Source organism: Cellulomonas pasadenensis, from assembly GCF_047229365.1.
GTDB lineage: Bacteria > Actinomycetota > Actinomycetes > Actinomycetales > Cellulomonadaceae > Cellulomonas.
Window position 1 is genome coordinate 1 of sequence record NZ_JBFTEP010000127.1, and the last position, 10336, is coordinate 10336.

The window sequence follows — 10336 nt, forward strand, 5'->3', positions numbered from 1 at the left end:
GGCCGGGACGCCGCGCCGCCGCGGCCCGAGCCGCCGGCGCGCGCTCGCGCTGCTGGTCGCGTCGGGGCTCGCGCTCGTGGGCGTCGTCACCCTCGGCGTCGTCTACGCGGGGATCGGCGTGCGGACGCTGCGCGCGTCGGTCACGGCCGACGAGCCGTGCCTCGTCGCGTACGACCAGGACGTCGCCGGGGCGCGCGTGCGCTACACCGTGCTGCCGGCGGAGGGCGTCTGCACGTGGGACGTCGACGGCCGCAGCACGGACGTCGTGGTCGCGTCGGCGCCCACGCCGCTCGTCGCGGGGGCCTGGGTGCTCGCCGTGGGCGGGGTGGCGGGCGTCGGCGTCGTCCTCGTCCCGCGTCCCGTCCGCGCTCGCCCGAACGGATGACGGCCCCCGGCGGCGTGGGCGCGCCGCCGCAGGTCACCGCCGTGCCGGCGCGATCCTCGCGGTGGGCGGACCGCCGGCGCGCGGCGGCGAGCAGGTAGGCTTCCGCGTCGGTCCGGCCGGACGCACGTCCTCGGCGGCCGGCGGGCACGAGGTCGGTCGATCCCTGGGGGAGCCAGCTGTGGCACGTCGTGTGGCGGGGACCCCTCCGGTGCTGCCCGGCTACACCTACGTGCGCCCGCTCGGCGTCGGCGGCTTCGCCGACGTCTTCTGCTACGAGCAGGACATGCCGCGCCGCGTCGTCGCCGTGAAGGTGCTCGCCGAGGGCCTGCACGACCCCCTCGCGCAGCGCGCGTTCGAGGCCGAGGCCGACGTGCTGGCGCGCCTGAGCGTCCACCCCGCCGTCGTCACCGTGCACCAGGCGAGCGTGTCCGCCGACGGCCGGCCGTACATCGTCATGGAGTACTGCCTCGACACCTACGGCGCGCGCGCCCGCCGCGGGCCGCTGCCCGTGCCGGAGGTGCTCGACGTCGGCGTGCGGCTCGCGTCCGCGCTCGAGACCGCGCACCGCTCGGGCGTCCTGCACCGCGACATCAAGCCGTCGAACGTGCTGCGTACGTCGCTCGGCACGCCCGCGCTCGCGGACTTCGGCATCGCCGCCGCCGTCTCGGGGTCGACCGGCGTGCCCGCGATCGCGATGTCCGTGCCCTGGAGCGCGCCCGAGGTGCTCGAGGAGCGGGTGGCCGGCTCCGTCGCCGCCGAGGTGTGGAGCCTCGGCGCGACGCTGTGGACGCTGCTGACCGGGCGCGCGCCCTTCGAGGTGGGGGAGCGGGCGCGCGACGGCCGCGAGGAGATGGCCGGCCGCATCGTCCGCGCGAAGCTGCGCCCGCTGGGCCGCGCGGACGTGCCCGAGCGCGTCGAGCAGATCCTCGCCCGCGCGATGTCCAAGGACCCGGCGCACCGGCACCCGTCGATGCTCGCCCTGGCGGAGGAGCTGCGCTGGGCGCAGTACGACCTCGGCCAGCCGCCGACCGCGCTCGAGGTGCCGTCGGCCGAGTGGGCCGCCGGCGCGAGCCCCGTCGAGGTCGAGGACCGCGGCGCGCGCGGTCCCGTCGTCTCGCGCGTGCGGGCGCAGAGCCGGGCCGAGGCGCGGGCGCAGCGCGCGTCCGCCGAGGCGGCGGTCGACCGCGACGGGCTCGTCGTGCACGGGCCCGCGCGCCGCGCGGCCTGGCAGGCGGGCGTCGTCGGCGCCGTCGTCGGGGCCGCGGCCGTCGCCGTCGTCGTCGTCCTGCTGGCCCTCACCGGGGTGCTCGGGTGAACCGTCCCGTCGCCGCACCGGCCGCGCCCGCCCCCGGTGCCCGCCGCCTGCCCGCGCGCCTGCGGGCCGTGGCCGTGGTCGCCGCCGCCGCGGTCGGCGTCACGGGCGCCGTGCTCGCGCAGGGGTACGACGCCCAGCGCACGCCGCCCGTCGAGACGGCGGTGTGGGTGACGCGCGACGCCGGCCAGTACGCCCGCTTCGACACCGAGCTCGGCGAGATCGACACCGTGCGGTCCGTGGACGACCCGACCACCGTGCTGCAGCACGGTGCGCGCGCCGCCGTCGTCGCGCAGGGCATGCAGCAGCTGTGGACCGTCGACCCCGCCGTGCCCGCCGACCTGCGGCAGGACGGCGCCGACGGCGAGGGCGGCGGCGAGGCGCTCGCGACGCCGGGCGGCACGCAGCAGGTCGCCGCGTCCGGCGGGTGGGTCGTCTTCCTCGACGACACCGGCACGGCCTCGGTCCGGCGCCTCGACGCCGAGCCGACGACGCCCGCGACGCCCCTCGACCCCGAGGGTGTGCAGGCCGCGTCCGCGACGCCCGAGGCGGAGGACGACGAGCCCGAGGAGCCGTGGGCGGCGGACGCCGCGACCGTGGACGACCGGGGGCGCGTCGCGCTCTACGGCGCGTCCGACCGGACGCTGCGCGTGCTCGACGCGGCCACCGGCGAGCTGCTCGAGGGGCCCGTGGACGTCGTCGACGGCCCCGACGAGGTCGTCGACGTGCGCCTGACGCTGGTCGGCGGTGCGTGGGTGGTGCTCGACGCGTCCGACGGCCGGCTGTGGACCGGCGCGCGCGACGAGCCGGTCACGACCGGCGCCGGCGCGGGCGCCGTCGTGCAGGAGCCGACCGGCACGGGCACGTCGGTGCTCGTCGCGGACCGCGAGGGGCTCGTCGAGGTGCCGCTGCGCGAGGGGGAGCCGCGCCGCACGCAGGAGGCCGACGGCACGCCCGCGGCACCCGTGCGCCTGGCCGACGGCACGCGCGTCGCCGCGTGGCTGACCGGCACCGCCGGCACGCTGTGGACGTCCGGCGCCGACCCCGTGGCGCTCGAGGTCGACGCGGAGGCGCTCGAGGCGCTGCCCGACCTGCACCCGGTGGTCCGCTCGAACGGCGGCCGCGCGGTGCTCGAGGAGACCGGCTCCGGCGCGCTGTGGACCGTGCCCGACGGCCGCGCCGTGCCCCTCTCGCAGTGGACCGCCACGCAGGAGGACGACCGCACGACCGGCACGGCCGCCGTCGAGGAGGTCACGCAGCAGATGCCGCCGGTGGCCGCGCCCGACACGTTCGGCGTCCGGCCCGGCGCCGACGTCCGCCTGCCGGTCCTGCTCAACGACCACGACCCGAACACCGGCGACGTCCTCACGGTCGACGCCGAGTCCCTGAGCCCGACGTCCGACCCCGCGTTCGCGTCGCTGCGCCTGGCGCACGACGACCAGGTCGTCGTCGCGTCCGTCGCCGCGCTCGAGGGGTCGGCGACCTTCACGTACGCCGTCACGGACGGCACCGACCGGTCCGAGCCCGTCACCGTGACGCTCACCGTGGTGCCGGACGACGCGCAGAGCCCGCCCGCCTGGTGCGACGTCGAGGGCTGCACCCAGACGTGGCCGACCGTCGTGCTCGCGCCCGGCGGCACCGCGCGCGTCGGGGTGCTGGACGCGTGGGTCGACCCCGAGGGCGACCCGTTCGTGCTGCAGTCGGTCGAGGTGGGCGACCCGACGGCGCCCCTGCAGGTCGCCGCCGGCCCCGACGGGTCGCTCACGGTCCGGCACACCGACGCGAACGCGCCCGCGACGTCGACCGCCCTGACCGTCGTCGTCGCGGACGCCCGCGGCGGCACCACCGAGCGCACGATGGACGTCGCGGTCCAGTCCGCGCCGGACCTCGCGGTCGACGGGACCGTCCTCGTCGTGAGCGAGGGCCGCACCAAGACGATCGACCTCGCGCCGCAGGTCACCGCCGGCTCGGGCCGCTACCGGCTGCGCGACGTCGTGCCGGTCGGCGTGGACGGCGGGGCGGGGATCACGGTCGCCGCTACGGGCGCCGGCATGCGCGTGCAGGTCACCGCGAACACCGCGGGCGAGCACCCGGTGACGTTCACCGTGCACGACGACGTCACCGGCGTGGAGCGGGCCGCGCTGCTGCGCGTGCGCGTGCCCGCCGACGACCGCGCCGTCGTGCTGCCGCCGACCACGGCGTACGTGTGGGCGCACGAGGACACGACGGTCGACGTCGTCTCGGCCGTGCAGGGCGCCGCCCGGCACGTGCTCATGGTGTCGTTCGCGACGTCCGACTCGCCGGGGCTCGGCGTCGACGTCATCGACGCGACCGCGCTGCGCCTGCGCGCGACCAGCGCCGACGCGGCCCCCGGGCTGCTCGGCACCGTCACCGTCACGGTGACCGACGGCGCCGACGTGCGGACGCAGGGGCGCGTGTCGGTGTTCCTCGTCGGGGCGGTCACCGGGCAGGGCGTCGTCGCGCAGCCGGACGTCGCGACCGTGCGCGCCGGCGGCACCGTCGACATCCCCGTGACCGACAACGACGTCGCGCCGATGGGCGGACGCACCACGCTGCTGCCGGAGCTGGTCACCTCGGGCACGCCCGGGGAGCTCGCGTTCGTGTCGGGCGGCACGGTGCGGTACGTCGCGCCCGAGGCGCCCGGCACCTACACGGTCGGCTACGACGTCGCGTGGAGCCAGGACACGTCCCGCACGTCGTCCGCGGCGGTCACCGTCACGGTCGTCGACGCCACCGCCAACCGCCCGCCCGTCGCGCCCGTGCTCGAGGGGCGCGTGACCGCCGGCGGGACCGTGCGCATCCCGTTCGACGCCGCGGGCACCGACCCGGACGGCGACGCGGTCACGCTCGTCGGCGTCGGGCGGCCCGAGCCCGGCCAGGGCGCGGCGACGGTCGAGGAGACCGGCGACGGCCTGCGCTTCGTCGCGCCGCCGACGCTCAGCCCGGGGCAGCAGGTGACGTTCACCTACGTGCTGCGCGACAGCCGCGGGGCGTCGTCCACGGGCACCGTCCGCGTCGGCGTCCTGCCGGCCGGCGCGCGCAGCGGGGCCCCCATCGCGTACGTCGACTACGTCCGCGTCACCGCGGGCCAGCCGGAGCCCGTCACGCTCGAGCCGCTCGCGAACGACCGTGACCCCGACGGCGGCCGGCTGACGCTGACGGCCCTGCGGTCGGACGCGCTGCCGGGCACGCCCGAGGCGGGGCGGCTCGACGCGCTCGTCGACGAGCGCGAGACGTCCCTCGAGGACGGCGTCGTGGTGCTGCGCGCGGGCGACGTGCTCGGCGTGCACGCGTACGTCTACACGGTCACCGCGGCGGACGGCGTGAGCACCGCCGAGGGTCTCGTCGTGGTCGAGGTCGTCGCCGACGCGACGGGTGAGCAGCCGCTCGTCGCCGACACCGTCGTGACGCTGCGCGACCGCGACCAGCTCGGGGCGGCCGGCGTCGACGTCGTCGAGGGCAAGGTGCGGTGGGCCAACGGGCGCCCCGGCGACCTCGCGCTCTCGGTGTGGGGCGACGCCGCGTCGACGTGGACGGTCGACGGGACGCGCATCCGCGGGCCGCTGCCGCGCGGCGGCGCGGTGGTGCCGTTCGTGCTCGAGGGCACCGACGCGCGGGGTGCCGAGGTGCGGGCCTACGGGCTGCTGCGCGTCCCGGCGTTCGACGACATGCGGCTGGCCACGTCCGACGGCCTGGAGCCGCTCGCGGTGGACGAGGACGCCACCGCGGAGACGCGCCTGTCGTCCGTGGTCGACGCGGGCCCGGGCGACCGGCTCGAGGTGCGCACGGACGCCACGCCGGTCGTGCAGCGCGCGGCCGCGCGCTGCACGGTGACGGCCGACGGGACGCTGCGGTACGCCGCCGGCGCCGGTGCGCCGTGGCAGGACACGTGCACGGTCGGCGTGCGGGTCGTCGGGCAGGAGACGTGGACCGACGTGCTCGTGCCCGTGGAGATCCGGCCGGCGGCGCCGCAGGCGGTGCTGGCCCCGGTCAGCCGCACCGTGGCGCCGGGCGCCACCGAGACGATCGACCTCGGCACCATGCTGTCGTGGGAGGGCGGGCGCGTCGGCGACGAGGCGTCCATCGTGTTCGCGACGAGCCTGTCGGGCGCCGCGGGCAGCATCGAGGCGAGCCAGGACGGCCGCAGCCTCGCGGTGACCGCCCGCGCCGGGGCCGTGCCGGGCACGCGCGCGACCGTGACGGTCCGCGTCGCCCAGTACGGCGGCCTGCAGTCGACGGTCGACCTGCTGGTCGGCGCCGCGCCCACCGACGCGCCGCGCGGCGCGACCATCGCGGCCACCTGCAACGTCGCCGACGGCAACGGGTGCAGCATCCCGGTCGTCGGGGTCGCGGGGGAGTACGACCCGTTCGCGGGACGCCCCGGGTCCGGGCTCGAGCTCGCGCAGGTCGGCGCCGGCGGCACCGTCGCGTGCGCGGTCGCGACCGTCAGCGCGGGCGACCGCGGCACCGTCCGGGTCTCGTGGCCCGCGGGCAGCCGCCCCGCCGGCGGCACGTGCACCGTGCCGTTCACGGTCCGCGACGCCCAGGGCCGCCTCGGCCCGGGCCGCGTCGACCTCGACGTCCTCGGCTACCCGGCGCAGCCCGGCTCGCTGACGCTGTCCTCGTACACCGCGTCGTCCGTCGTCCTCGACCTGCAGCTCGGCGAGGCGGGCCGCGCGCACCCCGCCGTCAGCGGCGTGACCGTCTACCAGGACGGCGCCGCCGTGGGCGCGTCGTGCTCGGCCGCGGGCGCGAGCACGTACCGCTGCAGCGTCGGCGGGCTGCGCAACGGCGAGCCGCACACCTACACCGCGCGCGTGCGCAACGCCGTCGGCGAGTCGCCCGACAGCACGCCCGTGCAGGGCTGGGCGTACGCGTCGCCGGCCGTGGGGGGCGTGCGGGCCGAGACGGTGTACGACAGGGCCCGTACGACGACGTCGACCGGCGTGGCGCGCGTGACGATCGCTGCCGCCGACGATGCGCGTGCTTTCCGCGTCACGGGTGTCGAGGGGGAAGTCGCGCGGCGTGGCAACGAGACCACGGTGGAGGTGGTCTTGCCGGTCGGAGCGCAGACGATCACGGTGACGCCGCTCAGCCGGTTCGCACCGCCAAGCGGGGGCACCGACGCGTCCGGCAACCCCTCGCAGACGTCGGTCACGGTCGCCGGCGCGCCGATCGTCGCGGGCGGGTCGGCTCGTGCCGCTGACGAGGCGGTCATCGTCGAAGGTGCCTCGGTCGACGCCAACGGCAGCTCACTGCCGACCTCACTTGTCTACGGGGCCACGCCCGTCGGTAGCGGGCAACCACGGTGCGAGATGAACGGCGGCCGTGCTCAACTGGGCGGGGTCGAGCGGGTGAGTGATTCGCCGACCATCTCGTCGCTGGAAAACGACGCTGACTACAACGTGCTCGTGTGTGGATCGAATGGATTCGGCGCGGCCCTCGTGGACCTCGGACGAGTCGTCGTGTGGAGCGGTTTCGAGCCACCGCGCGTCGAAGGCTGGGGCGACCCTGGCTGGGCCGTGGAGCGCGGCCTCCGCGATCTCGGGGGCGGCCTCATCGGCTGGACGCAGTACCGGGGACCGCAGATCCAGGCCACGGAGCGGCGTGCGCAGGTGCAGGTTCGCGTCAACGGCGGACCATGGTCGAGCTCGTTCGAACTACCGCGCAACGTGCCGAATCCTTCGGTCGAGGCCCGTCAGTGCAGCACACGGTTTCCAGATCACTGCTCGGACGTGATCACCGTCCCGCGTGGTGCCGATTCGAACGCGCCGGGCATCTTCACTGTGCAGTTCCCTGTGGGTGCGTGCGTCGCCGAACCGTCTGAGCGCGATGTCGCAATGCCCGATTGGGTTCGCGAAGGTGCACAGATTTCCGTGGCCCAGGAGGAGCGCCGGGACAGGATCGTCACGACGTGGTCGCTGACATGGACGGGCGCCTTCGACGGACTGCAGGACGTCGCCCTCGACAACGCTGAGGCCCGCTGCCCGCTACCCGCCCCGACTGAGCCCACCCCCACTGACCCCGCCCCGCCGGCGCCCTGAGCGCGCCATCACACGAGAGCTGGACGCCCCCCGATGCCCCTGACGCCCGAGCAGACGACCTGGTTCGCCAGCTCCTTCCGCGCGCTGGTCGACAACGTCGAGCACGCCGTCCTCGGCAAGCGCCACGTGGTCGAGCTGGTGCTCGCCACCGCCGTCGCCGGCGGCCACGTGCTGCTCGAGGACTTCCCCGGCACCGGCAAGACCGCCCTGGCCCGCGCCGTCTCGCAGACGGTGCGCGGCACGTCGACGCGCATCCAGTTCACGCCCGACCTGCTGCCCGGCGACGTCACGGGCATCACCGTGTTCGACCAGAAGGCCGGCGAGTTCGAGTTCCACGCCGGCCCGGTGTTCGCGAACGTCGTCCTCGCCGACGAGATCAACCGCGCGAGCCCCAAGACGCAGGCCGCGCTGCTCGAGGTCATGGAGGAGGGCAACGTCACGGTCGACGGCGTGACGCGGTCCGTCGGCCGCCCGTTCCTCGTGCTGGCCACCCAGAACCCGGTGGAGTCGGCCGGCACGTACCGCCTGCCCGAGGCGCAGCTCGACCGGTTCATGATCAAGACGTCGCTCGGCTACCCGGACGACGCGTCGACCATGCGCATCCTGCAGGGGTCGGCGCACCCGCGCCCCGACGTGCAGGGCATCGCCGACGCCGCGACCCTCGTGCAGATGGGCGAGCTCGCCGGCCAGGTCTACGTCAACCCGATCGTGCACGACTACGTGCTGCGCCTCGTCAACGCGACCCGGCACGCCGCCGAGGTCCGCCTCGGCGTCAGCGTCCGCGGCGCGATCGCGCTGTCGCGCATGACGGTCGCGTGGGCCGCCGCGCAGGGCCGCGACTTCGTCACGCCCGACGACGTGCGCACGCTGGCGGAGCCGGTGCTCGCGCACCGCCTCATGCTCGAGCCGGAGGCCGAGTTCGACGGTGTGACGGCCAGCGCCGTCATGGGCCAGATCCTGCTCGACGTCCCGGCGCCGGCGGAGAACGGCGCGGCCTGACGTGGCACGGCAGGACGACGCCCGCGAGCGGCGCACGCTCGAGAGCACCGGCACCTGGGCCGCGACCCGCACGCGCGGGGTGACGATCACCCGCGTCGTCGAGACTCGGCGCGGGCCCTGGGCGACGGCGTGGTTCGTCCTGCGGCGGGCCACGGACCGCCTGCGCCGCGCGGTCGCGCGCGCGTGGGGCGCGGTCACGCGCACGCTGACGCCCGCCGGCTGGACCGTGCTCGGCGCGGTGCTCGTCGGCGCGGTGCTCGGGCCCCTCGTGGGGTGGAGCGCCGGGTGGGTGCTCGCCGTCGCGGGCGCCGTCCTGCTCGTCCTGTCCGCGCCGTTCCTGCTCGGCGGGCACGACTACGACGTCGACCTGGTGCTCGACAAGGACCGCGCGGTCGCGGGGCGCGAGGTGACGGGCTCGGTCCGCCTGGTCAACACCGGCCGTCGTCCCGCGCTGCCGGTGCTCGTCGACGTGCCGGTCGGCGAGGGCCTCGTCGAGGTGCAAGTGCCGCTGCTCGGCCCGGGACGCGCCCACGACGAGCCGCTGCACGTCGCCGCGCACCGCCGGGGCGTCATCGACGTCGGCCCGCTCACGCTGACCCGCTCCGACCCCGTGGGCCTGCTGCGCCGCGAGCTGCGCTGGCCCGTCACGCGCACCATCCACGTGCACCCCGTCACCACGGTCGTCCCGTCGACCAGCGCGGGGGTCGTCCGCGACCTCGAGGGCATGCCGTCGGCGAAGATCGTCGCGTCCGACCTGGCGTTCCACGCCATCCGCGAGTACCAGCCCGGCGACTCCCGGCGGAACGTGCACTGGAAGTCCACCGCGAAGGTGGGCCGGCTCATGGTGCGCGAGTTCGAGGAGACGCGACGCTCGCGCCTCGCGCTGCTGCTCGGCCTGGCCGCCGACGACTTCGCCGACGAGGAGGAGCTCGAGCTCGCCGTCAGCGTCTTCGCGTCGCTCGGGGTGCAGGCGCTGCGCGACGGGCAGGACGCGTACGTCGCGACGAGCGAGGAGGCCCCGCGCGTGACGCGCGGCGCGGTGGTGTCGCTGCGCACGCTGCCGACCGCGACGCCGCGCGCGCTGCTCGACGCGACGTGCACGCTGGCGGCGGGGGAGCGCGCGACGCCGCTCGAGGACGTCGCGTCCCTCGCGGCCGGCACGTGCCCGGAGATGTCCGTCGCGTTCCTCGTGGTCGGCTCGGTGCCCGGTGCGGACCGGCTGCGCGCCGCCGCGCACGCGCTGCCCGCCGGCACGACCGTCATCGCGCTGCGCTGCGAGCGCGACGCCGACCCGTCCGCCCGCACGCTGCGCGAGGTGACGGTCGTGACGATCGGCGCGCTCGGCGACCTCGGGCCGCTGATCCACCGGACGGCCGCCGCATGAGCGCGCTCCTCGACGCCCCTGTCGCCGAGCGCGCGGCCCGGCCTGCGCCGCCGGCCGCCCGCCGGCCCGCGCGCTCGCGCCGGTCGTGGTGGGCGTGGCCCGCGCCGGCGCGGGCCGCCAGGTCGTCCTTGCCGAGCACCGCGATGCGCTCCGACAGGTCGGACTCGGTGACGCGGCGGACGGTGTCGCGC

5 protein-coding genes are annotated in these 10336 nt (G+C 76.7%); all 5 read left to right on the top strand.

Features of this window, described 5'->3' with window-relative positions:
* Nucleotides 1-385 (top strand): hypothetical protein (locus AB6N23_RS14945; protein ID WP_412866804.1); only part of this gene is annotated, 385 nt, incomplete at its 5' end.
* Between the two features lie 178 nt (nt 386-563).
* The gene (locus AB6N23_RS14950; RefSeq protein ID WP_412866805.1) at nt 564-1700 is read left to right on the top strand and encodes a serine/threonine-protein kinase; all 1137 of its coding nucleotides are present in this window, start codon (nt 564-566) and stop codon (nt 1698-1700) included.
* Complete coding sequence (locus tag AB6N23_RS14955; protein WP_412866806.1) at nt 1697-7762, top strand: Ig-like domain-containing protein; 6066 nt, start codon at nt 1697-1699, stop codon at nt 7760-7762. Before AB6N23_RS14950 ends, AB6N23_RS14955 begins: the two co-directional genes overlap by 4 nt.
* A gap of 33 nt (nt 7763-7795) precedes the next feature.
* Entirely contained in the window at nt 7796-8761 is a 966-nt protein-coding gene (locus AB6N23_RS14960) for an AAA family ATPase (protein ID WP_412866807.1), read from the top strand.
* Between the two features lies 1 nt (nt 8762).
* Nucleotides 8763-10145, top strand: coding sequence for a DUF58 domain-containing protein (locus tag AB6N23_RS14965; RefSeq protein ID WP_412866808.1), 1383 nt, complete (start codon nt 8763-8765; stop codon nt 10143-10145).
* The last annotated feature ends 191 nt before the right edge of the window (nt 10146-10336 follow it).